The 23,334-nt window shown below is 66.8% G+C and carries 23 protein-coding genes; 18 read left to right on the top strand and 5 right to left on the bottom strand.

Going from position 1 to position 23,334, the window contains the following annotated elements:
• Positions 1–24 precede the first annotated feature (24 nt).
• The gene (locus ACCQ09_RS12150) at positions 25–177 is read right to left on the bottom strand and encodes a hypothetical protein (protein WP_228427898.1); all 153 of its coding nucleotides are present in this window, start codon (positions 175–177) and stop codon (positions 25–27) included.
• Positions 178–362: 185 nt separating this feature from the next.
• Positions 363–737, bottom strand: a complete 375-nt coding sequence (locus tag ACCQ09_RS12145) for a hypothetical protein (protein ID WP_228427899.1) — start codon at positions 735–737, stop codon at positions 363–365.
• 209 nt (positions 738–946) lie between these two features.
• Between ACCQ09_RS12145 and ACCQ09_RS12140 the strand changes: the two genes are divergently transcribed.
• From ACCQ09_RS12140 to ACCQ09_RS12120, 5 genes are all read left to right on the top strand, one after another.
• Positions 947–1,513 (top strand): UDP-N-acetylglucosamine acyltransferase, encoded by a 567-nt coding sequence (locus ACCQ09_RS12140; protein WP_075285748.1) that lies wholly within the window; start codon positions 947–949, stop codon positions 1,511–1,513.
• A complete protein-coding gene (locus tag ACCQ09_RS12135) occupies positions 1,510–1,965 on the top strand; it encodes an outer membrane lipoprotein (RefSeq protein ID WP_075285747.1) in 456 nt (151 codons plus the stop codon). Before ACCQ09_RS12140 ends, ACCQ09_RS12135 begins: the two co-directional genes overlap by 4 nt.
• Positions 1,966–2,195: 230 nt before the next feature.
• Positions 2,196–2,696: a TspO/MBR family protein gene (locus ACCQ09_RS12130; protein WP_228427900.1), complete on the top strand. Its 501-nt coding sequence runs from the start codon at positions 2,196–2,198 to the stop codon at positions 2,694–2,696.
• A gap of 590 nt (positions 2,697–3,286) precedes the next feature.
• Positions 3,287–5,794 carry a bifunctional aspartate kinase/homoserine dehydrogenase I gene (gene thrA / locus ACCQ09_RS12125; RefSeq protein WP_228427901.1) on the top strand — a complete coding sequence of 836 codons (2,508 nt, stop codon included), beginning with the start codon at positions 3,287–3,289 and terminating at the stop codon, positions 5,792–5,794.
• Positions 5,791–6,759: a homoserine kinase gene (locus ACCQ09_RS12120; RefSeq protein WP_228427902.1), complete on the top strand. Its 969-nt coding sequence runs from the start codon at positions 5,791–5,793 to the stop codon at positions 6,757–6,759. The genes thrA and ACCQ09_RS12120 overlap by 4 nt, the downstream gene beginning before the upstream one ends.
• 68 nt (positions 6,760–6,827) lie before the next feature.
• On the opposite strand, the gene ACCQ09_RS12115 is transcribed toward ACCQ09_RS12120, so the two are convergent.
• A complete protein-coding gene (locus ACCQ09_RS12115; RefSeq protein WP_029217002.1) occupies positions 6,828–7,142 on the bottom strand; it encodes an EthD family reductase in 315 nt (104 codons plus the stop codon).
• 164 nt (positions 7,143–7,306) lie between these two features.
• Between ACCQ09_RS12115 and thrC the strand changes: the two genes are divergently transcribed.
• Together thrC and ACCQ09_RS12105 are read left to right on the top strand one after the other, a co-directional pair.
• The gene (gene thrC / locus ACCQ09_RS12110) at positions 7,307–8,611 is read left to right on the top strand and encodes a threonine synthase (RefSeq protein ID WP_040942324.1); all 1,305 of its coding nucleotides are present in this window, start codon (positions 7,307–7,309) and stop codon (positions 8,609–8,611) included.
• Between the two features lie 99 nt (positions 8,612–8,710).
• Positions 8,711–9,451: a murein L,D-transpeptidase catalytic domain family protein gene (locus tag ACCQ09_RS12105; RefSeq protein ID WP_011036974.1), complete on the top strand. Its 741-nt coding sequence runs from the start codon at positions 8,711–8,713 to the stop codon at positions 9,449–9,451.
• A 91-nt stretch (positions 9,452–9,542) separates the two neighbouring features.
• Here ACCQ09_RS12105 and ACCQ09_RS12100 read toward each other — a convergent pair whose 3' ends face one another.
• Positions 9,543–10,166: a Crp/Fnr family transcriptional regulator gene (locus tag ACCQ09_RS12100; protein WP_228427903.1), complete on the bottom strand. Its 624-nt coding sequence runs from the start codon at positions 10,164–10,166 to the stop codon at positions 9,543–9,545.
• A 246-nt stretch (positions 10,167–10,412) separates the two neighbouring features.
• On the opposite strand from ACCQ09_RS12100, the gene hisS reads away from it, so the two are divergent.
• The 11 genes from hisS (at position 10,413) to ACCQ09_RS12045 (ending at position 21,748) form a co-directional block, all read left to right on the top strand.
• Entirely contained in the window at positions 10,413–11,846 is a 1,434-nt protein-coding gene (gene hisS / locus ACCQ09_RS12095) for a histidine--tRNA ligase (protein WP_016944567.1), read from the top strand.
• 210 nt (positions 11,847–12,056) lie between these two features.
• Positions 12,057–12,383 carry a YerC/YecD family TrpR-related protein gene (locus ACCQ09_RS12090; protein WP_011036977.1) on the top strand — a complete coding sequence of 109 codons (327 nt, stop codon included), beginning with the start codon at positions 12,057–12,059 and terminating at the stop codon, positions 12,381–12,383.
• Positions 12,384–12,392: 9 nt separating this feature from the next.
• The gene (gene hisG, locus ACCQ09_RS12085) at positions 12,393–13,307 is read left to right on the top strand and encodes an ATP phosphoribosyltransferase (protein WP_012438261.1); all 915 of its coding nucleotides are present in this window, start codon (positions 12,393–12,395) and stop codon (positions 13,305–13,307) included.
• Positions 13,304–14,599 (top strand): histidinol dehydrogenase, encoded by a 1,296-nt coding sequence (gene hisD / locus ACCQ09_RS12080; protein WP_228427904.1) that lies wholly within the window; start codon positions 13,304–13,306, stop codon positions 14,597–14,599. The genes hisG and hisD overlap by 4 nt, the downstream gene beginning before the upstream one ends.
• Complete coding sequence (gene hisC, locus ACCQ09_RS12075; RefSeq protein ID WP_227972152.1) at positions 14,596–15,684, top strand: histidinol-phosphate transaminase; 1,089 nt, start codon at positions 14,596–14,598, stop codon at positions 15,682–15,684. Before hisD ends, hisC begins: the two co-directional genes overlap by 4 nt.
• Positions 15,681–16,808 (top strand): bifunctional histidinol-phosphatase/imidazoleglycerol-phosphate dehydratase HisB, encoded by a 1,128-nt coding sequence (gene hisB / locus ACCQ09_RS12070; protein ID WP_228427905.1) that lies wholly within the window; start codon positions 15,681–15,683, stop codon positions 16,806–16,808. Before hisC ends, hisB begins: the two co-directional genes overlap by 4 nt.
• Entirely contained in the window at positions 16,805–17,407 is a 603-nt protein-coding gene (gene hisH, locus ACCQ09_RS12065) for an imidazole glycerol phosphate synthase subunit HisH (RefSeq protein WP_012438265.1), read from the top strand. Before hisB ends, hisH begins: the two co-directional genes overlap by 4 nt.
• Entirely contained in the window at positions 17,404–18,138 is a 735-nt protein-coding gene (gene hisA, locus ACCQ09_RS12060; protein ID WP_011036983.1) for a 1-(5-phosphoribosyl)-5-[(5-phosphoribosylamino)methylideneamino]imidazole-4-carboxamide isomerase, read from the top strand. Before hisH ends, hisA begins: the two co-directional genes overlap by 4 nt.
• Positions 18,132–18,908, top strand: coding sequence for an imidazole glycerol phosphate synthase subunit HisF (gene hisF, locus ACCQ09_RS12055; protein WP_011036984.1), 777 nt, complete (start codon positions 18,132–18,134; stop codon positions 18,906–18,908). Before hisA ends, hisF begins: the two co-directional genes overlap by 7 nt.
• Entirely contained in the window at positions 18,898–19,518 is a 621-nt protein-coding gene (gene hisIE, locus ACCQ09_RS12050) for a bifunctional phosphoribosyl-AMP cyclohydrolase/phosphoribosyl-ATP diphosphatase HisIE (RefSeq protein WP_012438267.1), read from the top strand. Before hisF ends, hisIE begins: the two co-directional genes overlap by 11 nt.
• A gap of 643 nt (positions 19,519–20,161) precedes the next feature.
• A complete protein-coding gene (locus ACCQ09_RS12045) occupies positions 20,162–21,748 on the top strand; it encodes a calcineurin-like phosphoesterase C-terminal domain-containing protein (protein ID WP_040941388.1) in 1,587 nt (528 codons plus the stop codon).
• Between the two features lie 189 nt (positions 21,749–21,937).
• Here ACCQ09_RS12045 and ACCQ09_RS12040 read toward each other — a convergent pair whose 3' ends face one another.
• On the bottom strand, positions 21,938–22,987 hold the full coding sequence (locus ACCQ09_RS12040) for a C13 family peptidase (protein ID WP_040941387.1): 1,050 nt from the start codon (positions 22,985–22,987) through the stop codon (positions 21,938–21,940).
• Positions 22,988–23,334 lie beyond the last annotated feature (347 nt).

Raw genomic sequence — 23,334 nt, 5'->3', positions numbered from 1 at the left:
GTTTTGGTCTGCATGCGAGCGTTGTTAACCTGGCGCCGCGATAGAATCTTGCGCGCGGGAGTAACCCCCCAATTTCTCGATCTTCCCGCCGGCCTTGGCGAAGGCCTCGAGGCCGTTCGCGAGATCGGCGCGTTCGCGGTCCTTGTGGCGGACGGTGGAGAGGGCGAAGGCACTCATTGCGCACCTGCCTTGCTGCGCGCAGCGGGTTCGTCGCGCACCAGCTGCTCGGCGTAGGCGATGCCGCGTGGGTTGAGGGTTATGACGTTCGGGAATTGGGGGTCGTCGAACTGCACCAGGCCGGCTTCGTCGAGCCAGTTGATTCATCGGCGGATGAACGCCTGGATCTGCACGGGGCCGTTGGCTTACACCTGCGCGGGCATTGCGGCGAAGCCGCCGCGAGTGCGGCGCAGGGTGCGGCCCTGTGCGGTATATGCCGCCTTCCGCGCGGCCTGTGCTTTGGGTTGTAGACGCATGATGACCTCGATCAGGCGGCATGTGCCGCGGTGGCCAAGTGTGCTAACAGCTGCTCGCGCACGGCTCAGGTGGGACAGCGGGATGCGGTGTTGGCCGGTGGGTTCGGTCCAGCGGCCTTCGGTGACTGCGCGGCTGGTGCTCGGCGCAGTGGCCTTGCCGCAGCGGCAGCGCTCGATGTGGAACGTGGTCGGCGCCGGCCCGCTGATGCGGTAGCGATGTGGTGCGCCGTGTGTGGTGACCAGCTGCGACTGGTGGACTGGCACGCGGGAATGCTGGGCGGCAAGGGCGTGGCTTCCTGGCGTATGTCAGTCCTTGGCCTGCGCCAGCCGAACGTGGGGGAAGGCAGGCTGCTGGTCTGCTACATGGATAGTCGGGGGAGATGTTCATCTGGTGCAGTTCGAGTCATTTGTTACTATCGTGTTAGCTGTAGGGGTGCGGCCCCATGCCGCAATGGAAGCAACAGGGGAATGGAATGAGAAAGCTACTCGCCGCTGCGATCGTGATCGCGGCGCTTTCTGGCTGTGCGGCCAATCCGCCGCTCAACTTCTCGGTGCCGGGCGTAGGAGTCAGCAGCAAGAAGCTCGATGCCGAGCTGAAGTCGCTGACGGTCACGCTGGCCCGACCGGACGAGGCAAAGGGCAAGGTGCCGCCTGAGGCGCAGCACGAAATACCGGACATGTGGGAGAACGCCCTGACTGAGGCGCTCAACCGGATGGCGATCTTTCGTGACGACGCACCGCGAAAGCTCAGCTTGTCGGTGAAGATCCTGGCGATCGACATACCGTCGTTCGGCGCGTCCATGACCACCAAGACCATCGCGCGCTACGAGCTGATCGATCGCGCGAACGGCAGCATCGTCTACACCCAGGATGTGAGCGCTTCGGGCACTGTGCCGGCGGGCTATGCGTTCGCCGGCGTGATCCGCGCTCGCGAGTCTGTCAATCGCTCCGCCCAGAACAACATCGCGCTGTTCCTGCAGGCGTTGGAAACGGTCGACGTGAGCAAGCCGATGTTCCCGAGCAGCCAGGCGACTCCGTGAAGTCGCTCATCGTCGCGACCTACCTCGCGGTCGCAGTGGTTGGGTGCGCACCTAACGTGCGCACCGACAGCTACTCAGTGGGTTCGGTTGGCCAGGTCAATCGGACCGTGGCAGGCACGGTGATCAGTGCGCGCGCTGTTTCGATCGATGGCACGCAGGGCGGTGGCGCCGCGGCGGGCGCGGCAGCAGGCGGCATTGCCGGCTCATCGATGGGCGGCAGTGGTCGTGCCAACGCCGTCGGAGCAGTTGGCGGCCTGGTCGCCGGCGCCATTGTCGGTGCTGCAGCTGAGCGTTCGGCATCACGTGCGGATGGCATGGAGTACGTCGTCCAGACCGAAAACGGTTCACTGATGACAGTGGTGCAGGGTGCAACACCTGCATTTGCAGCAGGGGCCCGAGTGCTGGTTCTGTACGGTTCGCCGTCCAGGCTGATCGCCGACCCTCGCAACTGATCGCCAACACCTAACTCCGCAAATGCATGAATAGACCTGTGCGGACGCGACGTCCCCCGATTTTGAGTGGCGCATTGGTTTGGAGTCCAACTCCCTATCCCGAGGAGATTGGACATGGCGACACGAATCCGTACGGCGTTAGCTGAGCGCGGACTCGCTTATGCGCGTAGTCACGGCTTGCACAGAAGCTCTGCCACGCTGACGAGCGCGGATCACAGGCCAAAGCAGTCATGACCCAAGGACGTTCAAAAAAATCGCAATGGTTCGGCCTTCTGGGTTGGCTGGTGCTTTGCTATGCCGTCGCTGGGCTGGGCGCAATGGCATCGATCCAGGCGGCCAGCTTTTATGCGCTGCTGCAGCGGCCGACGTGGGCGCCGCCGGGCTGGTTGTTCGGACCGGTGTGGACAGTGTTGTACGGAATGATGGCGGTGTCGGTCTGGTTGGTGTGGCGGCGCGTCAGCCGGGCGGGGACGCATCCGGCGCTGGGCCTGTTCGTGCTGCAGTTGATGCTCAATGGTTTGTGGAGCTGGCTGTTCTTTGCGTGGCAGTTGGGGGCTTGGGCATTCGCGGACATCGTGGCGCTGTGGCTGGTGTTGGCAGGAACGATTGCCGTGTTCGCGAAGCGGCGGGCGTTGGCGGCGTGGCTCTTGGTGCCTTATCTGGCGTGGGTGAGCTTCGCGGCGGCGCTCAACTTTTCGGTCTGGCAACTCAATCCCCAGGTACTCGGCTGATCTCCGCTGTTGATCTTGGTGCCTCGTACTCACCGGCGCGGCAATAGCGACGATCTGTTGCTTGGTGCGAAGTGGCCTGTCGCTTGATGCGAACTGATGCCGGCAGCGAGGCAACGCCTCGCCCGCAAGCGATCTAGTCAGCTGTATCGCGTCATCTGAGCGCATGACACTACCAATCGAGGTTCGAAACCTGCGCAGGGCGGCTCTCCAAAGTCGTTCCAAAAGTTTCCATAGCAATCAATTGCTTGCGCGCGCGATGCTTAAATCCCTGAGCAACAAGGTTTTCTGTTTCGCGCCCCGAGCGCGTGCGCCTACCCATTCACGCAATGCTTGACAGGCCTCGGCCCTGTGATGTCTTTTGCACGCATGGATAACGCCTCCGCCAGCGTTTCGCTTCTCTGCCAGCCGCTACTGCGGCCGGGTGCGGGCGTGGCCGGCATTACCACCACCATTACCACCGCCACCATTCGCCCGGTGCGGTCCGTCGTCTTCGCGTAATTTCCGAAAACAACGGCCCCGCACCCGGATCAGGATGCGGGGGTCTCCCTCTCTCACCTGAAGCGGACGGGGCCTCCCAACGAGGTCTGTCGATGTCATCGCCTGTCGTTTCGTTTGAACCCGCCGCTGTCCCAACGCCTTCCGTCCGCACCGTGGTGCATAAATTCGGTGGCACCTCGGTTGCCGATGCCGAGCGTTACCGGCATGTGGCGCAGCTGTTGCTGGCACGCGATGAGACCGTGCAGGTGACGGTGGTCTCGGCGATGAAAGGCGTGACCGATGCGTTGATCGAGCTGGCCGAACTGGCCGCGCAGAATCGTCCCGAGTGGCGCGAGCGCTGGCACGAAACGCGTGCGCGGCATCGCGGTGCGGCGGTGGCGTTGCTGGGCGAGCATTCCGGGCCCACCGTAGAGTGGTTGGACGAGCGCTTCGAGCATCTGTCACAGATCCTTGCGGCGCTTGCAGTCATCGGCGAGCTGCCGCGCGAAGTGCTTGATCGGGTGCAGGGGTTGGGTGAGGTGTATTCCGCGCAGCTGCTTGGCGACCACTTTCGTGCATTGGGCGAAGACTGCGCAGTGCTGGATGCACGCGATGTGCTGGTGGTCAATCGCGGCGAGCTGGGTGTGGATGTGGACTGGGCGGTGAGCGCGCAGCGGCTGGACACCTGGCGGCAGGCGCATCCGCAGACGCGGGTGGTGGTCACCGGGTTTGTCGCGCGCGATCGCGGCGACCGCATCACCACGCTGGGGCGTAACGGCAGCGATTATTCGGGCGCAATCTTCGCGGCCTTGTTCGATGCTCACGAGCTGCACATCTGGACCGACGTGGATGGGGTGCTCTCGGCCGATCCGCGCGTGGTGCCCGAGGCGGTGCAGCTGGAAACCCTGAGCTACGACGAAGCCTGCGAGCTGGCCTATTTCGGCGCGAAGGTCGTGCATCCGCAGACCATGTCGCCGGCGATCGAGCGGGGTTTGCCGATCATCATCCGCAATACGTTCCAGCCCGAACATCCAGGCACGCGTATCACCGCCAGCAGTGCGGTGAGCGGGCCGATCAAGGGGCTGACGCTCAGCCCGGATCTGGCGGTGCTCAACCTGGAAGGCACCGGCCTGATCGGTGTGCCGGGAACGGCCGAGCGTGTGTTCGCGGCGCTGCGCACGGCGCAGGTGTCGGTGGTGATGATCTCGCAAGGCTCGTCGGAACATTCGATCTGCTGCGTGGTCAAGCAGCATGAATCCGAGCGTGCGCGTAATGCGCTGCTGCAGGCGTTTGCGCACGAACTCACGGTTGGCCAGGTGCAGCGCGTGCAGTTGACCACCGGCATCAGCGTGCTGGCGGCGGTGGGCGATGGCATGGCCGGGCAACCCGGTGTGGCGGCGCGCTTGTTCGAGTCGCTGGGCCGCGCGCAGGTCAATATCCTGGCGATTGCACAGGGTTCGTCGGAGCGCAACATCTCGGTGGCGATCGATGCAGCGCATGCCACCAAGGCCTTGCGCGCGGCGCATGCCGGTTTCTGGTTGTCGCCACAGACGTTCTCGGTGGGTGTCATCGGGCCGGGCAATGTGGGTGCGGCGTTGCTGGATCAGCTGCGTACCGCGCAGCCGCAACTGCTCGGCAAGGCCAACCTGGATCTGCGCCTGCGCGGCGTGGTCTCGCGTGGGCGCATGTTGCTGGAAGAGCGCAGCGTGACCGGCGATTGGCGCGATGCATTTGCAGCGGCGTCTACGCCCACCGATCTGGAGCGCTTCACCGCGCATCTGCTCTCCGCGCACCTGCCGCATACGGTGATCATCGATTGCAGCGGCAGTGCAGAGGTGGCCGACCGCTATGCGGGCTGGCTGGCGGCCGGCATCCATGTGGTGACGCCGAACAAACAGGCCGGCTCGGGCTCGTTGGCGCGCTATGAAGCGATCCGTGCCGCCGCCGATGTCAGCGGTGCGCGCTTCCGCTACGAGGCCACGGTCGGCGCCGGCCTGCCGGTGATCACCACGCTGCGCGACCTGGTCGATACCGGCGATGCAGTGACCTCGATCGAAGGCATTTTCTCCGGCACGCTGGCGTGGCTGTTCAATAAATACGACGGCAGCGTGCCGTTCTCCGAGCTGGTGACGCAGGCGCGCGGCATGGGCTACACCGAGCCAGACCCGCGCGATGACCTGTCCGGCGTGGATGTGGCACGCAAGTTGGTGATCCTGGCGCGCGAGGCGGGGCGGGCGATCAGCCTGGACGATGTCAGCGTGGAAAGCCTGGTGCCCGAGGCGTTGCGTCAGGCCAGCGTGGATGACTTCATGGCACAGCTGCAGACGGTGGACGCCGGCTTTGCGCAGCGGCTGGCCGACGCGCATGCGCGCGGCAACGTGCTGCGCTATGTCGCGCAGCTGCCTCCAGATCGCGCCCCCAGCGTGGGCCTGGTGGAATTGCCTGCGCACCATGCGTTCGCCAATCTGCGCCTGACCGACAACGTGGTGCAGTTCACCACCCGCCGCTACTGCGAGAACCCGTTGGTGGTGCAGGGCCCGGGCGCAGGGCCGGAAGTGACCGCGGCCGGCGTGTTTGCCGATCTGCTGCGCGTGGCGGCAGGCGAGGGGGCGCGTTTGTGAATCAGATGGTGGACATGGGCCAGGCCGTGCCCGCCGCACGTGGGCTGCGCGAGGCGCGCGCATTTGCGCCGGCGTCGGTGGCCAACGTGGCGGTGGGCTTCGACCTGTTGGGCTACCCGCTGGATGGCGTGGGCGACACCGTGACCGTGCGCCGCATCGACGCGCCGGTGGTGCGCATTGCCGCCATTCGCGGCACCACGGTGGCGCTGCCGCTGGAGGCCGAGCGCAACACCGCCGGCGCGGCATTGATGTCGCTGCGTGCGGCATTGGCGCTGCCGTTCGGCTTTGAACTGGAGATCGACAAGGGCATCGCCTTGAGTTCGGGCATGGGCGGCTCCGCTGCCTCGTGCGTGGCTGCGCTGGTGGCGGCGAATGCCTTGCTGGACACGCCGGTCAGCACTGACCAGCTCTATCAGCACGCGCTCGATGGCGAAGCGGTGGCCAGCGGCAGCCGGCATGGCGACAACCTGGGGCCGTTGTTCCTGGGCGGGCTGGTGCTGTGCACCTTGGAGCGGCTGGTGCCGATCGCAGTGCCGGAGGCGTGGCACAGCCTGGTGGTGCATCCGGAGGCAGTGCTGGAAACCCGCCGCGCGCGCGAAGCCCTGGCTGGCGACTACCGCCTGAGCGAGTTCGTGGCGCAGAGCACCAACCTGGCGCTGGTGCTGGCCGGCTGCCATGCCGGCGATGCGGACCTGGTCCGCGCCGGCCTGCGCGATGTGCTGGTCGAGCCGCGGCGCGCGCCCTTGATTACCGGCTTTGCGCAGGCGAAACAGGCCGCGCTCGCGCATGCTGCGCTGGGCGCCAGTATTTCCGGTGCCGGCCCCAGCGTGTTTGCCTGGTTCGAAACCCGCGCGGCTGCCGCTGCTGCTGCGCCGGCGGTGCAAGCCGCATTTGCCGGCGTGGGCCTGGACAGCCAGGCCTGGGTGACGCCCATCAACAGCCCCGCGGCACGGCTGCTTGCATGAGCCAGCGCACGCGTTGTTCGATCAGGCAGCAGCGGTGCGCGCAGCAGGCGTGCACCGCGATGCCATGTTCATCCCACGACCACGTCGCTGATCTGCATGACTGGCGCGAGATCGGTGTAGTTGGCGATATCGGCAAGGATCTCGGCCGCGTGCGGCCCGAAGCTGCCGTTGAAGGCCTCGACCGAATCGCAAAAGATGTGGCACATCCCGATGTACGGCGGCGTGCTGCCCGGCTCACCGCCGCTGATGCCCTTGTCCACCGTGTAGCTGAGGCAGGCCGCGCCCATGCGCGCGCTCACCAACGGCATGTGGGTGTCGCTGTAGTAGGTGTGATCGAAGCGGGCGCCATCGCGATACGGGTACATCACACTGACCTTGATCATTTGCGGGCTCCACGGGAAGGTGCGCGCAGCATAGCGCCGCGCCAGCAACCCCGTGCGACCGCCTGGCGGCGCGCCGCGATGTCCAATGCCGCCGCTCACCCGCAGCATCCGCCTTTCTCGTTGATGGGCGCTGGCCCGTTTCCGCTCTGCCTGGAGTCCGCATGATGTTCATCTCTACCCGTGGCGCCGCACCTGCCGTGAGCCTGAGCCAGGCGATCGCCGCCGGCCTGGCCCCGGACGGCGGCCTGTACGTGCCGCAGACCCTGCCGCCGGCGCGCACCCTGCAGGCCGGCGCAACGCTGGCCGACACGGCCACCACACTGCTGCAGCCGTTCTTCGAAGGTGACGCGCTGGCAGGCGAGCTGGCGGCCATCTGCGCCGAAGCGTTCGATTTCCCGGCGCCGCTGGTGCCGCTGGCCACGCCGGGCGACTACGCGCTGGAGCTGTTCCATGGCCCCACCGCAGCCTTCAAGGATTTTGGTGCGCGGTTTCTGGCCGCTTGCCTGACCCGGCTGCGGCGCGCCGAAGACCGCCCGCTGACCATTCTGGTGGCCACCTCCGGCGATACCGGCGCGGCCGTGGCGGCGGCGTTCCATCGGCAGCCCGGCCTGCGGGTGGTGGTGCTGTATCCGGATGGCCGCGTGTCGCCACGGCAGGCGCATCAGCTGGGCTGCTTCGGCGACAACATCCAGGCATTGCGTGTGGCCGGCACCTTTGACGACTGCCAGGCCATGGTCAAGCAGGCCTTGAACGATGGCGAGCTGCAGGTGCAGGTGCCGCTGAGTTCGGCCAATAGCATCAGCCTGGGGCGGCTGCTGCCGCAGATGAGCTACTACGCGCACGCAGCGCTGCAGCACCACGCTGGCTCCAGGGCCGCATTGAACCTGGTGGTGCCCACCGGCAACCTGGGCAACGGCCTGGCGGCGATCCTGGCGCGCGCGCTCGGCGTGCCGTTGGGCGAGATCGCGCTGGCGTCCAACGCCAACCATGTGTTGCCCGACTACTTCGCCGGCGACGACTACGCCCCGCAACCCAGCGTGGCCACCGTGGCCAACGCGATGGACGTGGGCGCGCCCAGCAATTTCGAACGCCTGCGTTGGCTGTATGACGGCGACGATGCGGCCCTGCGCGAGGCCTTCCGTGCGCTCTCGGTGGATGACACGGCGATCCGCCATACCGTGCAGCAACGCTTCGCACGCTACGGCGAGGTGCATTGCCCGCATACCGCCACCGCCGTGCACGTACTGGAGCAATTGCGCGCGGAAGGGGTCGAGGGCGGCACCGGCGACTGGGCGGTGGCGGCCACGGCGCACCCGGCCAAGTTCGAGGCGGTGGTGGAGCCGCTGATCGGCCGCGCGGTGGAGATTCCGCCGGCGCTGGCGGCGCTGTTGCAGCGTCCGGCGCATGCCGAACCGCTGGCACCGGACTACCTGGCGTTCCGGCAGCGTCTGCTCGCGGATGCGCCCTGACCGAACACGTTCAGCCAGCTGGGGTTGGAAACCGGGCCGGATGCGGCTATCTCTAGGGGGTGCGGGCCCACGTGGCACCGCGTCCCTGTGGGTTGTTGCATGTCTTATCGATTGATCGCCGTTGCCGCCGCGCTGTGCGGATGGGCAACGGCCGGCACGGCGGGTGCCGCCGACGCCATCGCTGCCTCGCCTGTGTCGCCCCTGGGCACACCGCAGGCCGGCCTGGTCGATGCACTGGCCCGCCAGGCACCGGCGCTGGACCGGCAGGTCCTGGCCCTGGCCACCGAAGCCCTGCAATGCGCGCGTCAACGCCAGCAGGTGGGCACCGAGCGGGTGCTCAGCGTCATCGACTACAGCCGCCCCTCGACCGAGCGGCGGCTGTGGGTATTCGATCTGGCCCGCCAGCGGCTGTTGTTCGAAGAGTGGGTGGCGCATGGGCGCAATACCGGCAATAACCTGGCGGCGAAATTCTCCAACGACGACGGCAGTTTCCAGTCCAGCCTTGGCGCCTTCACCGCGCAGGAGGCCTACACCGGCCACAACGGCTATTCACTGCGCCTGAAGGGGTTGGAGCCTGGTTTCAACGACCATGCACGCGACCGCGCGATCGTGATCCACGGTGCGCCGTATGTCAGCGAAGCGGTGATCCGCAGCCAGGGCCGGCTGGGCCGCAGCCTGGGCTGCCCGGCGGTCCGGCCGGCGGTGGCCAAACAGTTGATCGATACCTTGCGCGAAGGCGCCTTCGTGTTTGCCTATTACCCGGACCGTGCCTGGTTGCGCCAATCGCGCCTGTTGAGTGGCGGTTGCGGCGCTGCCGTTGCCAGCGTGGGTGGGCGCTAGGGGCGCTGCGGCTGGCGTTGCCGGAGATGTCGCAGCCAGCGATTGCGATGCTTGCCCGCTCCGTTTCGCCGCCAGCGCATGGCGGCCGGGCTCAGACCTCGTCGCCAGCCAGCTTGCGTAGCGCCGGATAGTCCAGGATCTGCACCAGATGCAGCTGGGGCAGGGCGATCAGGTGCTGCTGCTTGAGCTTGGTGAAGGTGCGGCTCACCGTTTCCATGGTCAGGCCAAGATGGTCGGCGATGTCGCTGCGGCTCACCGGCAGCGCCACGGTGTCGCCGGATGCGCCCGGGCGGGTGGAGCGTGCGGCCAGGCGCAGCAGGAAATGCGCCAGCCGCTCGCTGGGTTGCAGGCGCGCCAGCAGCAGGCCGGTGTCCTGCGCGGCGGCCAGCTCCATGCCGGCACGCTGCAACAACTTGCGTTCCAGGCTTGGGTAGCGCTCGCGTAGCTGACGCATCTGCGCCATCGGCGTGCGGCAGACCCGGCTGTCGATGATGGCTTCGATATCGTGGCGGTGGTGGCTGGTTTCGGTGAGCCCGACATAGTCGCCGGGCAGCACGAAGCCGGTGATCTGGCGTCGCCCATCGGCCAGGGTGCGCACCATGCGCAGCGCCCCGGAAGTCACGGTGTAGACGTGGTGGCGCGCCTCGCCGGCCCGCACCAGCGTGCTGCCGGTGGCATAGGCCTGCGCGCTGGTGGCCTGGTCCAGCGCGGCCATCTCTTGTTCCGAGAGCGCCGCGCAGATCGCCCGGCCGCGTACCGCACACAACGCGCATTCGGAGTCACGGGCGGTGGCGCCAGTGGCCTCGGCCGGGGCCGGGCAGGTCACGCTGGGGTCTGGAAGCTGCCGGTACATGGGCCACGCACTGCTGGGACGCGGCGAATGATACGCCATGCGGTCAGCACGGCCGCCCAGCCGGTAGAATTGCGCGTTCGCCCCACTCGATACGCAGGAGTTTCGCTCGTGATCAAGCCCCGTACGCCGCCCGGCATCATGGAATTGCTGCCGCGCGAGCAGATCGCGTTCCAGCGCATGCTGGACGTCATCCGCCGCAACTACGAGCGGTTCGGGTTCCTGCCGGTGGAAACCCCGGTGTTCGAGCTCTCCGATGTGCTGCTGACCAAATCCGGCGGCGAAACCGAGCGCCAGGTGTATTTCGTGCAGTCCACCGGCGCGCTGGCCAATGCCGCCGCGGCAGCCGACGAGGGCGCCGAGAGTGGCGGCCTGCCGGAGCTGGCGCTGCGCTTCGACCTCACCGTGCCACTGGCCCGCTATGTGGCCGAGCACGAGCACGAGTTGAGCTTTCCGTTCCGCCGTTACCAGATGCAGCGCGTGTACCGCGGCGAGCGCGCCCAGCGTGGCCGCTTCCGCGAGTTCTACCAGTGCGACATCGATGTGATCGGCAAGGATGCGCTGAGCATCCGCTACGACGCCGAAGTGCTGGCGGTGATCCACGCGGTGTTCGCCGAGTTGGGCATCGGCGAGTTCAAGGTGCAGTTGAACAACCGCAAGCTGCTGCGCGGTTTCTTCGAAAGCCTGGGCGTGGCTGAGGGCGAGCTGCAGCTGGCGGTGCTGCGCGAGGTCGACAAGATCGACAAGCGCGGCGCCGAGTACGTACGCGACACCTTGACCGGCGAAGGCTTCGGCATTGCGGCCGCGCAGGTGGACAAGATCCTGGCCTTCGTGGCGGTGCGCTCCAACGGGCATGCCGATGCGCTGGCGCAGTTGCAGGCGCTGGAGACCTCGGTGGGCGCGAGCGCAACGCTGGGCGAGGGCATTGCCGAGTTGCGTGAGGTGCTGGAACTGGTCAAGGCGCTGGGCGTGCCCGAGACCGCCTACTGCCTGAATTTCTCGATCGCGCGCGGGCTGGATTACTACACCGGCACCGTCTACGAGACCACGCTGACCGATCACCCGCAGATCGGCTCGATCTGCTCGGGCGGCCGTTATGAAAACCTGGCCAGCCACTACACCAAGTCCAAGCTGCCGGGCGTGGGCATTTCCATTGGCCTGACGCGGTTGTTCTGGCAGCTGCGCGAGGCCGGCCTGATTGCCGGGATCGCCGAGAGCAGCGTGCACGCGATGGTGGCGCTGATGGACGAGTCGCGCCTGGATGATGCGCTGGATATCGCGCGCCGGCTGCGCATTGGCGGCATCAATACCGAAGTGCAGATGGAGCCGAAGAAGGTCGGCAAGCAGTTCCAGTACGCCGCGCGTGCGGGCATCCGCTTCGTGGTGCTGGCCGGCGACGACGAGCTGGCGCGTGGCGTGGTGGCGGTGAAGGACCTGGTGCGCGAGCAGCAGTTCGATGTGGCCCGTGACGAGCTGGCCAGCACGTTGCAGGTGGAGTTGGAGCAGGCCAAGGCGATGCTGGTGTCGGGGATCGCGGCGAACTGATCGCGCCCATTGCACGGGCGTTGCGGGCAGCTGGCCGGAGCGATCTGGCCGGCTGCTTTCGTTTTCGGGGCAGGATGCGTGGCGGTGGCGCTGCGGTAGCGAGATCAGAGCGCGTCCGTGCAAGACGCTTGCATGAACGCCGCAGGCTCGCCCGCTTGTCCTCAGTATCCCGTTTGCGCTAATGTACTAACACGCTATTACATTAACGCGATGAAACAACGACCTGCTCCCCGCGAAAGTACCGATGTCGCCGCCTCGCTGAAGATGCTGTCCGAGGCGTTGGCGTGCCTGGAGGCACCCGGCGCCGTCGAGGCCTTCCTGCGTGACCTGTGCACGCCGGCCGAACTCGAAGCCATGTCCGACCGCTGGCGGGTGGTGCCGTTGCTGGTCAAGGGTGTGCCGTATCGCGAGATCCATGACCTGACCCAGGTCAGCGTGACCACCATCGGGCGTGTCGCGCGCACCCTGGAACACGGCGCCGGCGGCTATGCCGCGGCCCTGCGCGAGCAATCGTCGCGCCCTGTCGAATCCCACTGAGAGAACAAGATGAGTGCTTCCACGGCAGCACCGGCACGTGACCGGTTGCGCATTGCCATCCAGAAAAACGGCCGCCTGGCCGAGCCGGCGCGCAGCCTGCTGGCCGCCTGCGGGCTGAGCTGGCGGCAGAGCCGCGACAAATTGTTCTGCTACGGCGAATCGCTGCCGGTGGACCTGTTGCTGGTGCGCGACGACGACATCCCGGGCCTGATCGCCGATGGCGTCTGCGACCTGGGCATCGTCGGCCAGAACGAGTTGGACGAGCAGGCATCGGCGCGGCGTCGCGCTGGCCTGCCGGCCGCGTATCACGCCGTGCGCGGCGTCGGTTTCGGCCAGTGCCGGCTGATGCTGGCGGTGCCGGAAGAGTGGGAATGGCAGGGCGTGGCGCAGCTGGCGGGCAAGCGCATCGCCACCAGCTACCCGGCGATCCTGGCCGATTGGCTGGAGCGCCAGGGCATCGACGCATCGGTGGTCGAGCTCTCCGGCTCGGTGGAAATCGCGCCGCGCCTGGGCACGGCCGATCTGATCTGCGACCTGGTCTCCAGCGGCGCGACGCTGGCCGCCAACCAGCTCAAGCCGGTCGAGCTGGTGATGGAAAGCGAGGCGGTGCTGGCTGGTGCCGTGCGCGAGCCGGCCGATGCGCGCGCGGCGTTGCTGGCGATGCTGCTGCGGCGCATGGATGGCGTGCTCAAGCTGCGCGACAGCAAACTGCTGATGTTCCGCGCCGAGCAGGGCAACGTAGATGCGCTGCGCCGCTTGCTGCCGGATGCCGACCCGCTGGTGCAGCTGCCCGACGATGGCAATGGCGCGTTGCGCCTGCAGACCATGTGCCATGGCGCGGTGACCTGGCAGCGCCTGGAAGAACTGGAACGCGCAGGTGCGCAAGGCTTGATGGTATTGACGGTGGAGCGCTCGCTCGCATGAACACGCTTGATTGGACCGAACTCAGTGCAGACGCACGCACCCAGGCGTTGACGCGCCCGGTGCAGACCGTCGCCACGCAGACACGCAAGGCGGTCGCCACCCTGATCGCCGATGTGCGTGCACGCGGCGATGTGGCGCTGCGCGAGATCACCGCACGCTTCGACGGCGTCACGCTGGACAGCTTTGCGGTCAGCGAGGCCGAATTTGCCGCGGCAGACGCCGCCATCGCGCCGGAACTGCGCCAGGCGATGCAGGACGCCGTGGCGCGCATCGACACCTTTCACCGCGCCGGCATGAGCGAAGGCTACGCGGTGGAAACCGCACCTGGCGTGGTCTGCGAAAAGATCGTGCGCCCGATCGGCCGCGTGGGCTTGTACGTGCCGGCCGGCAGCGCGCCGTTGCCGTCCACCGCCTTGATGCTGGGCGTGCCGGCGCGGCTGGCTGGCTGCCGCGAAGTGGTGCTGTGCACGCCACCGCGCAAGGATGGCAGTGTCGACCCGGCGGTGCTGGTGGCCGCGCAACTCACCGGCGTGCGCCGCGTGTTCAAGCTCGGTGGCGCGCAGGCGATTGCAGCGATGGCCTACGGCACCGACTCCATTCCGAGCTGCGACAAATTGTTTGGCCCCGGTAATAGCTTCGTTACCGAAGCCAAGCAGCAGGTGGCGCAATCCGGCGCGGCCGCGATCGACATGCCGGCCGGCCCGTCCGAGGTGCTGGTGATTGCCGATGCCGGCGCGCAACCGGCATTTGTCGCGGCCGATCTGTTGTCGCAGGCCGAACATGGCCCGGATTCGCAGGTGCTGCTGTTGTCCGACAGCGATGCATTGATTGCCGCAGTGCAGGAGCAACTGGACCTGCAACTGGCGCAACTCTCGCGCGCCGACATCGCGCGCCAGGCGTTGGCGCAGTCGCGGTTGATCAAGGTGGCGACGCTGCCGGAGGCGTTCGAGATCAGCAACCGCTATGCACCGGAGCACCTGATCCTGGCATTGCGCGAGCCGCGTGCGTGGCTCGCGCAGGTGGAAGCCGCCGGCTCGGTGTTCCTCGGCGACTACACGCCCGAAGCACTGGGCGATTACTGCAGCGGCACCAACCACGTGTTGCCGACCAGCGGTGCGGCGCGTGCCTATAGCGGCGTGAGCGTGGCCAGCTTCCAGAACATGGTGAGCGTACAGGCGGCGAGCAAGGCGGGTATCGATGGAATCGGCGCATGCGCAGTGATTCTGGCGCGCGCCGAGGGCCTGGACGCGCACGCCAACGCGGTGGCGCTGCGCATGGGAGTGGCCGCATGAGCACGGCATCGGTAATGGATCTGGTGCGCGACGATCTGCGCGCATTTGCAGGTTATGCGTCGGCGCGCACGAGTGCATTGCAAGGCGATGTGTGGCTCAACGCCAACGAGTCGGCCTGGGGGAATCCGGCCGATCCCGACGCCAGCACGCGTCGCTATCCTGATCCGCAACCCAAGGGCCTGCGTGCGGCGCTGGCGCAGCTGTACGGCTGTGCGCCCGAGCAATTGCTGATCGGCCGCGGTAGCGACGAGGCCATCGATCTGCTGGTGCGTGGCCTGTGCGTGCCCGAGCGCGATGCGGTGGTGGTCACGCCACCGGTGTTCGGCATGTATGCGGTGTGCGCACGTCTGCAGAATGCGCCGCTGGTCGAAGTGCCGCTGGTGGATGGGGCTGAGGGTTTCCATGCCGATGTGCCGGCGATCGTGCAGGCCGCGCTGGATGCCAAGGCCAAGCTGGTGTTCCTGTGCTCGCCGTCCAATCCGGCCGGTTCGGCGATCCCGCTGGCCGAGATCGAGGTTGCCTTGCAGGCGCTGCAGGGCAAGGCGGTGGTGGTGGTGGATGAAGCTTATGGCGAGTTCTCCGATGTGCCCTCGGCCATTGGCCTGCTTGCGCGCTACGACAATCTGGCGGTGTTGCGCACCTTGTCCAAGGCGCACGCGCTGGCGGCTGCGCGCATCGGCAGCCTGATCGCCAATGCCGAGCTGATCGCGTTGTTGCGCCGTTGCCAGGCGCCGTATCCGGTACCCACGCCATGCGCGGTGATGGCCGAGCAGGCCTTGTCTGCACCTGCGCTGGCAGTGACGCAGCGGCGGGTGACCGAGATCCGTGCCGAGCGCGCACGCCTGCATGCCGCGCTGGTGCAGGTGGCCGGCGTGCGCCAGGTCTACCCCTCGCAGGGCAACTTCCTGCTGGTGCGTTTCGACGACGCCGAAGCAGCGTTCCAGGCGCTGCTCGAAGCAGGTGTGGTGGTGCGTGATCAACGCGCGGTGCCGCGCCTGTCCGATGCACTGCGCATCACCATCGGCACGCCCGAACAGAACGACCGTGTGCTGGGCGCGTTGCAGCGCAAGCAGGAGGCCGCATGACCCCGATTCTTTTCGTCGACCGCGATGGCACGCTGATTACCGAGCCGGCCGATTTCCAGATCGACGCCTACGAAAAGCTGCGCTTCGTCGAAGGCGTGATTCCGGCCATGCTCAAGCTGCGCGATGCCGGCTACCAGTTCGTCATCGTCAGCAACCAGGACGGTCTGGGCAGCGAAAGCTATCCGCAGGCATCCTTCGACGGCCCCAACAACCTGATGCTGCAGATCTTCGCCAGCCAGGGCATCGTGTTCCGCGAAGTGCTGATCGACTGCAGCTGGCCGGCCGACAACGCGCCGACGCGCAAGCCGGGCGTTGGCCTGATGGTGCCGTACCTGCAGGACCGCACCATCGACTGGAGCCGTTCGGCGATGGTGGGCGACCGCATCACCGACATCCAGTTCGCGCAGAACCTCAACATCCGCGGGTTCCAGCTGCGCACCGAGCAGTTCGGCGGCGATTGGGACTGGGCCGGCATCGCACACGAACTGGCCGATGCCCCGCGCCGCGCGGTGGTCCAGCGCAATACCAAGGAAACCCGCATCCGCGTGGAGCTCGACCTGGATCGCGTGGCCGAACCGCACACCGCCACCGGGCTGCCGTTCTTCGATCACATGCTGGAGCAGATCGGCAAGCACGGCGGGTTTGCGCTGGATATCCGCGCTGAAGGCGACCTGCACATCGATGAGCACCACACCATCGAAGACACCGGCTTGGCGCTGGGGCAGGCCTTGCGCGAAGCCTTGGGCGACAAGCGCGGTATTGGCCGCTATGGCTTTGATCCGGACGACAGCCCATGGCGCGTAGCGGGCGACACCACACAGCACGGCTTTACCTTGCCGATGGACGAAACCATCGCCAGTGCTGCGCTGGATTTCAGCGGCCGGCCATACTTCGTGTTCGACGGCGACTTCAAACGCGAGCGCGTTGGCGACATGCCCACCGAGCTGGTGCCGCACTTCTTCCGTTCGGTGTGCGATGCATCCGGATTGAATTTGCATCTGCAAGTGCGCGGCGAGAACGATCACCACAAGGTGGAAGGCTGCTTCAAGGCATTGGCGCGTGCACTGCGCCAGGCGATCCGCCGCGAGGGCACCGCGTTGCCATCCACCAAGGGGGCGCTATGACCGATCTCGCGCTCATCGACGCCGGCGGTGCCAATCTGGGCTCGGTGCGCTATGCGCTCGAGCGCCTGGGCGTGGAAGCGCGCGTGGTGCGTGATGCGCAGGGCCTGCAGGGCGCCGAGCGCGTCATCCTGCCGGGCGTGGGCGCAGCGCCGGAGGCCATGGCGCGCCTGCGTGCGCAGGGCCTGATTGAACCGCTGCAGCAATTGCAGGTGCCGCTGATCGGTATTTGCCTGGGCATGCAGCTGTTGTTCGAGCATTCCGAAGAAGGCGACGTGGTTTGTCTGGGAATGCTGCCGGGCATCGTGCGGCACATGACGCCGGCGCTTGGCATTCGCGTACCGCACATGGGCTGGAACCAGCTGGTGCCGATGCGTGACTCCGCGCTGCTTGCTGGATTGCCGGAGCGTGCCAGCGCCTATTTCGTGCATGGCTATGCCGCGCCAGTCACCGCCGACACCGTGGCCGCCTGCGACCACGGCGGGCTGTTCACCGCGGTGGTGCAGAGCGGCTTGCGGTGCGGCGCGCAATTCCACCCCGAGCGTTCCGCCGACACCGGCGCGCGCATCCTGCGCAATTTTCTTGAGATGAGCTTCCCATGAGTTTCACCGTTTACCCCGCGCTGGACATCCGCGACGGCCGCGTGGTGCGGCTGCTGCAAGGCGATTACGCCCGCGAAACCCGCTACGGCGACGATGTGCTGCCGCGTGCGCAGGCGTTTGCCGACGCCGGTGCGCAGTGGATGCATCTGGTGGATCTGGATGCGGCCAAGGCCGGCGGCTACACCTTGGCCGCGCTGCTCGGTCAGATTAGCCGTCAGACCGGCCTGCAGGTGCAGACCGGTGGCGGTGTGCGCTCGCGCGAGGATGTGGCGCGCATTCTCGATGCCGGCGCGGCGCGTGTAGTGGTGGGCTCGCTGGCCGTGCGCGACAGCGCCACGGTGATCGGCTGGCTGCAGGAATTCGGCACCGATCGGCTGACCATCGCGCTGGACACACGCCAGGACGCAGCGGGCGTATGGCAACTGCCGGTGCATGGCTGGACCGAAACCGCCGAGGCCACGCTGGATCAACTGGCCACGCAGTACGCGCAGGCCGGTCTGCAGCATCTGTTGTGCACCGACATCGCGCGTGACGGCATGCTGTCCGGCCCCAACATGGGCTTGTATGCGCATCTGCGCGCACTGGCGCCGCAGTTGCAGGTGCAGGTCTCCGGTGGCGCGCGCAATCTGGCCGACGTGGCCGCGGCCAAGGCGGCTGGGTGTGCCGGCATCGTGCTCGGCAAGGCGCTGCTGGAAGGTCATCTGGATCTGAAGGACGCACTGGCATGCTGAGCCGTCGCATCATTCCCTGCCTGGACGTGCGCGATGGCCGCGTGGTCAAGGGCGTCAAGTTCCGCGACCACATCGACATGGGCGACATCGTCGAGTTGGCGATGCGCTACCGCGACCAGGGCGCGGACGAGTTAGTGTTCTACGACATTGGCGCCAGCCCGGAAGGGCGTTCGGTGGACTATGCGTGGGTCGAGCGCGTTGCGCGCCTGATCGACATCCCGTTCTGCGTGGCCGGCGGCATCCGCGATGTAGAAACCGCGCGTGCGGTGCTGCATGCCGGCGCCGACAAGATCTCCATCAACTCGCCGGCATTGGGGCGGCCGCAGCTGATCTCCGAGCTGGCCGACGCCTTTGGCGTGCAATGCGTGGTGGTCGGCATCGACTCGATCCGCGAAGAGGACGGGCAGTGGCGCGTCCGCCGCTACACCGGCGACCCAAGCAAGACCCAGGCGCTGCCGATGCGCACGCTGGACTGGGTGGCCGAGGCGCAGCGACTGGGTGCGGGCGAGATCGTGCTCAATTGCATGGATAACGACGGGGTCCGGCATGGCTACGATATTGCGCAGCTGCGCCAGGTGCGCGCGTTGTGCCGGGTACCGCTGATTGCCTCCGGCGGCGCTGGCGAGATGCAGCACTTCGCCGACGTGTTCGACCAGGCCGACGCCGATGGTGCGCTGGCGGCCAGTGTCTTCCATAGCGGCGCGATTCCGATTCCGGAACTCAAGCGCTTCCTGCGTGCGCAACAGATCGAGGTACGTGATGGGCAGTGAAACTACGGCCGCGGGCGATGCGCTCGATGCGCTGGACTGGAACAAGGGCGACGGCTTGCTGCCTGTGATCGTGCAGGACGCCGACAACCTGCGCGTGCTGATGCTGGGCTACATGAACGCCGAGGCGCTTGCGGTGACGCGTGCGCGTGGCGAGGTCACTTTTTTCAGCCGCAGCAAGCAGCGCCTCTGGACCAAAGGCGAGAGCTCGGGAAATGTGCTGCGCGTGGTCGCGATCGAAACCGATTGCGATGCGGACACCTTGCTGGTGCAGGCACGTCCGCACGGCCCGACCTGCCACCTGGGCCGCACCAGTTGCTTCCCCACCGCGCCCAGCCAGTTCCTCGGCAGCCTGGACGCCTTGATCGCCGAGCGCGAGCACGAGCGCCCGCATGGCAGCTACACCACCAAGCTGTTTGAGCAAGGCATCCGCCGCATTGCGCAGAAGGTGGGCGAGGAGGGCGTGGAAACCGCGCTGGCCGGCGTAGTGCAGGGCGACGCCGAGTTGCTGGGCGAATCCGCCGACCTGCTGTACCACCTGATCGTGCTGCTGCGCGCACGCGGGCTGGGCCTGGGCGATGCAGTGGCGCTGCTGGAATCGCGGCACACGTAATCGCTCACCAGCGCACCTCGTAGGAGCGCGCTTGCGCGCGATGGGTTTTATCGATAACGCCTCGTCGCGCGCAAGCGCGCTCCTACGCAAAGCGGGACTGCCACAGACCTTATCGCAGCCAGTCGCATCGTCGCTGCGCAGCGCCTCTTGTTGCTGCGCACCGCTAGGCTTGTGCGATGCAATGGCGTCGCCGGAATCGCGGCACAAGGTGATTCGCGTGATAGCTAGTGCACCCCGTAGGAGCGCGCTTGCGCGCGATGGGCGTTACCGATAACGCCTCATCGCGCGCGAGCGCGCTCCTACGTAGAGCTGGGCTGCCGCAGATCTGATTGCACTCAGCTCCTCGTCGCTGTGCACTGCATCTCATTGACGCGCGCGGCTGGGCCTGGTCAATGCAATGGCGCTGTTGGAAATCCCGGCACAAGGTGATTCGCGTGGTAGCTAATGCACGTCGTAGGAGCGCGCTTGCGCGCGATGGGCGTTACCGATAACGCCTCATCGTGCGCAAGCGCGCTCCTACGCACTGCGGATCCGACATCTCATCGCGCAGACACCCCCACGCGTCGTGATGACCTACCCACCCGACACTGCGGTGGCCCAGCAGGCCCCGCTACAATTACGGCTGGTTATCGCGGGAACACCCATGCAGCTTCGTTTTGCTCTCCTGGCCCTGGGCCTGCTCGCAGGCACTGCGCATGCGCGCGATGTCGTGGTCGATGGCGTGGTGTTCGAAGAGCGCGACGGCAGGCCGGGGCGGGGCCGTGATGAGCCTGGTCTTGCCGATGTCATCGTCTCCAATGGGCAGCAGCTGGTGCGCACCGATGCGCAGGGCCGCTACCGTCTGCCGGTGCGCGAGGGCCAGACCGTCTTTGTGATCAAGCCGGGCGATCGCAGTTTCGTTCCCGATGCCGATGGCTTGCCCGGGTTCTGGCGCCATTACGCGCCCAAGGGCTCGCCCAAGCGCAAATACAGCGGCATCGCTGCCACAGGCACCAACACCCGCAACCGGGATTTCGCACTGACCCCGCGCGTCGCCGCGCAGGCAAGCGGCTTCCAGATACTGGTGTTTGCCGACAGCCAGACTGCCAGCCTGGCCGATGTGGACTACTACCGCCGCGATATCGTCGCGCCCATCGTCGGCAAGGTCCCCGCGCGCCTGGGCACCACGCTGGGCGATATCGTCAGCGACGATCTGAGCCTGTACCCGGCCTTGAACAAGGTCACCACGCAGCTGGGCGTGCCGTGGTTCCATGTGCCGGGCAACCACGACCTCAACTTCGATGCGCGCGATGACCTGCAGTCGCTGGACAGCTGGCGTGCGATCTATGGCCCGGACACCTACGCGGTGGAGGAGGCCAACGCGAGCTTCGTGTTTCTGGACGATGTGATCTATACGCCGGGCGCCAAGCCGGCGTACGTCGGCGGCCTGCGCGAGGATCAATTCGCCTTTCTGCAGGCCTACCTGGCGCAGCTGCCGCGCGAGCGCCTGGTGGTGTTGGGCCTGCATATCCCGTTGTTCGATGCCGCGCCCGGGCAGGAGACGTTTCGCCATGCCGATCGGCGTCGCCTGTTTGCGTTGCTCAAGGACTTCCCGCATGTGCTGGTGCTGAGCGCGCACAGCCACACGCAGCGGCAGGTGGCGCACGGCGCCGATGAAGGCTGGCAGGGTGCGCGTCCGCTGCACGAATACAACGTAGGCGCGGCCTGCGGCGCGTTCTGGTCCGGGGTCAAGGACGCCGACGGCATTCCCGATGCCACCATGAGCGATGGCACCCCGAACGGTTATGCGGTGCTGCAGGTAGCGCCGAGTGGCGACTACACGCTGGCGTATCACGCCGCGCGTGCGCCGGAGGATGCGCAACTGCTGCTGAGTGCACCCAAGGTGCTGCGGCAAGGCGCGTATGCGGCCTGGGGCGTGTACGCAAACGTGTTCATGGGCGATGCGCAAACGCCGGTGGAGATGCGCATCGACGGCGGCGCCTGGCAGCCGATGAAGCGGGTGGAGCGGCCCGATCCACGCGTGCTCGCCGAGAACACGCGCGACGATGTGGCCGAGCAGCTGCGGGGGTACGACCGCTCACCGGAGGCCACGCCGTCCACGCATCTATGGCGCGGCGCATTGCCGACCACGCTGGAGGTCGGCGCGCATACCGTCGAGGTGCGTGCCACCTTGCCTACCGGCGTGCAAAGCGCGCGCACCACCTATCGCCTGGAGCGCGCCACGCCCTGAGTTCGGCGCGCAGGGCGCACCCCACAAACGCGAACGCCTCCACGAGGGAGGCGTCTGGATCCGGGCTGGCAGGCGATGGGCGCGCTGGCGGGGATCGGTGCTGGCTGGCGTGTCGCTGGCTGGCCCGGCAAGTCTAAAGATGCGCGGCCGCCGGTGACGTAATGAGAATTAGTCGCAACCTTTAGCGCATCACGGACGCTTCGGTTGCGGCGCTGCCGTGGGTTGTGGGCGCGTGGAGGGCGCAGCGTCTTTGGTGTCGGCGGGGTTATCGCCCTGATCGGCAACCGCGTCATCCGCGGCTTCGGCAACGACTGGCAGGTATGGATATGCCAGCGCCGGCCCCAGCTGGAACCCGGCACGCCAGCGCGCCAGCACGGCCCCGATATTTTTGCCGACCGACTGCTGCGGCAATGACGGCAGCTCGCCGTCCTCTTTTTCGCGCGTAGTGATCGCCACCTTGGCTGCTTCGAACGCCGCCACTGGGTCGGCCACCTGGTTCATCGCATCGATCAACCAGGCCTGGCCGAAGTAGGTGGCGTTGGAGGTGTTGCCGCAGCCGAAGGAGGGGCGGTCGGCACGTGCCGCGGTGAGCACCAGCGTGGTGGCAGAGCGCAACGCGGGAATGAAGCCGCCCGAATAACACGCCGACAGCACGATGACACGGTTGTCGATGCCGGCATCGTCCAGTGCCTTGCGCAGATCCTGCGGGCTGATGAAATCTTCTTCGTTCTGGTCCACCTGCACATACAGCGTGTGGTCTTCGGTGCCGTGCGTGGTGACGAACAGCAGCAGCGCGTCTTCCTTGCGGTCCATGCGCTTGCCGATCGCCGCGAGCGTGTCGTAGAGATTGTCGTAGGTGGCCAGCGGTGCGTACGGGCGCTCGCCGAGATTGTCCGGGTGATTCACCAGCGTGATCACGCGGCCACGGGCGTCGAAGCGTTGCTCGAACAGCTGCTTGAGGTAGAGCGTTTCGTTGCGAAACACGTCGTCGCTGGCATCGCCGGCAAAGCCCACCACGTATAGATCGGTGATGCCTGGGCGTTGCGGCGCCAACGTTTTGAGCGCGCTGGCGAGCGCCGCCTGGTCTACCGGATCGACCTGCGCGTCGCTGGCGTCTTGCTGCGCCGGTAGCGCCGCGCCGGCATCCGGGTGGCAGCCGGCAACCAGGGCCACCAGTGCGGTCAGCAGCAGCAACCGGCGCAACAGGGCAGGCGGACCGGATCGGGATGACTGCAACATGGAGGACGCCAGGACCGGAAAGATGCAGATGTAGCGCTTGCGCAGGCGGATAACAAGCCGAGGCGGCTGGCGTCGTATGTAGCTGATCGGTGATCCAACGCGAAGGGGCCGCACACTGGCGTTGCGGTAGGCGGGCGTCATGCTGGCTTGCATGAGCGGCCGTGTTGTCGACTCAACTTACCGAGCCGCCAAGGGCGCCTGCAGCTGCGCTCTGCAGTCAATACAAGCCAGCAATCTGCTGTGGACACGCTCGCCGTGATCAACAGGCGCACCGTCACCCCAGCTTCCGCACACTCACGGTGCCGCCCACGCCAACAAAACCGCGCCATCAACCGAAGCGATGGCGC

Origin of the sequence: Xanthomonas sp. NCPPB 2586 (assembly GCF_041475775.2) — a bacterium.
Classification (GTDB): Bacteria; Pseudomonadota; Gammaproteobacteria; order Xanthomonadales; family Xanthomonadaceae; genus Xanthomonas; species Xanthomonas campestris.
This window is presented reverse-complemented; position numbering and strand designations above follow the sequence as displayed.

Coding starts and splice junctions, on each gene's coding strand:
- hisF (WP_011036984.1), top strand. CDS start 18,132: ATGCTGAGCCGTCGCATCATTCCCTGCCTGGACGTGCGCGATGGCCGC.
- ACCQ09_RS12045 (WP_040941388.1), top strand. CDS start 20,162: ATGCAGCTTCGTTTTGCTCTCCTGGCCCTGGGCCTGCTCGCAGGCACT.
- ACCQ09_RS12090 (WP_011036977.1), top strand. CDS start 12,057: ATGAAACAACGACCTGCTCCCCGCGAAAGTACCGATGTCGCCGCCTCG.
- hisB (WP_228427905.1), top strand. CDS start 15,681: ATGACCCCGATTCTTTTCGTCGACCGCGATGGCACGCTGATTACCGAG.
- hisA (WP_011036983.1), top strand. CDS start 17,404: ATGAGTTTCACCGTTTACCCCGCGCTGGACATCCGCGACGGCCGCGTG.
- thrC (WP_040942324.1), top strand. CDS start 7,307: ATGTTCATCTCTACCCGTGGCGCCGCACCTGCCGTGAGCCTGAGCCAG.
- ACCQ09_RS12105 (WP_011036974.1), top strand. CDS start 8,711: ATGTCTTATCGATTGATCGCCGTTGCCGCCGCGCTGTGCGGATGGGCA.
- hisG (WP_012438261.1), top strand. CDS start 12,393: ATGAGTGCTTCCACGGCAGCACCGGCACGTGACCGGTTGCGCATTGCC.
- ACCQ09_RS12130 (WP_228427900.1), top strand. CDS start 2,196: ATGACCCAAGGACGTTCAAAAAAATCGCAATGGTTCGGCCTTCTGGGT.
- ACCQ09_RS12140 (WP_075285748.1), top strand. CDS start 947: ATGAGAAAGCTACTCGCCGCTGCGATCGTGATCGCGGCGCTTTCTGGC.
- ACCQ09_RS12040 (WP_040941387.1), bottom strand. CDS start 22,987: ATGTTGCAGTCATCCCGATCCGGTCCGCCTGCCCTGTTGCGCCGGTTG.
- hisC (WP_227972152.1), top strand. CDS start 14,596: ATGAGCACGGCATCGGTAATGGATCTGGTGCGCGACGATCTGCGCGCA.
- thrA (WP_228427901.1), top strand. CDS start 3,287: ATGTCATCGCCTGTCGTTTCGTTTGAACCCGCCGCTGTCCCAACGCCT.
- ACCQ09_RS12100 (WP_228427903.1), bottom strand. CDS start 10,166: ATGGCCGCGCTGGACCAGGCCACCAGCGCGCAGGCCTATGCCACCGGC.
- hisIE (WP_012438267.1), top strand. CDS start 18,898: ATGGGCAGTGAAACTACGGCCGCGGGCGATGCGCTCGATGCGCTGGAC.
- ACCQ09_RS12150 (WP_228427898.1), bottom strand. CDS start 177: ATGAGTGCCTTCGCCCTCTCCACCGTCCGCCACAAGGACCGCGAACGC.
- ACCQ09_RS12115 (WP_029217002.1), bottom strand. CDS start 7,142: ATGATCAAGGTCAGTGTGATGTACCCGTATCGCGATGGCGCCCGCTTC.
- hisD (WP_228427904.1), top strand. CDS start 13,304: ATGAACACGCTTGATTGGACCGAACTCAGTGCAGACGCACGCACCCAG.
- hisH (WP_012438265.1), top strand. CDS start 16,805: ATGACCGATCTCGCGCTCATCGACGCCGGCGGTGCCAATCTGGGCTCG.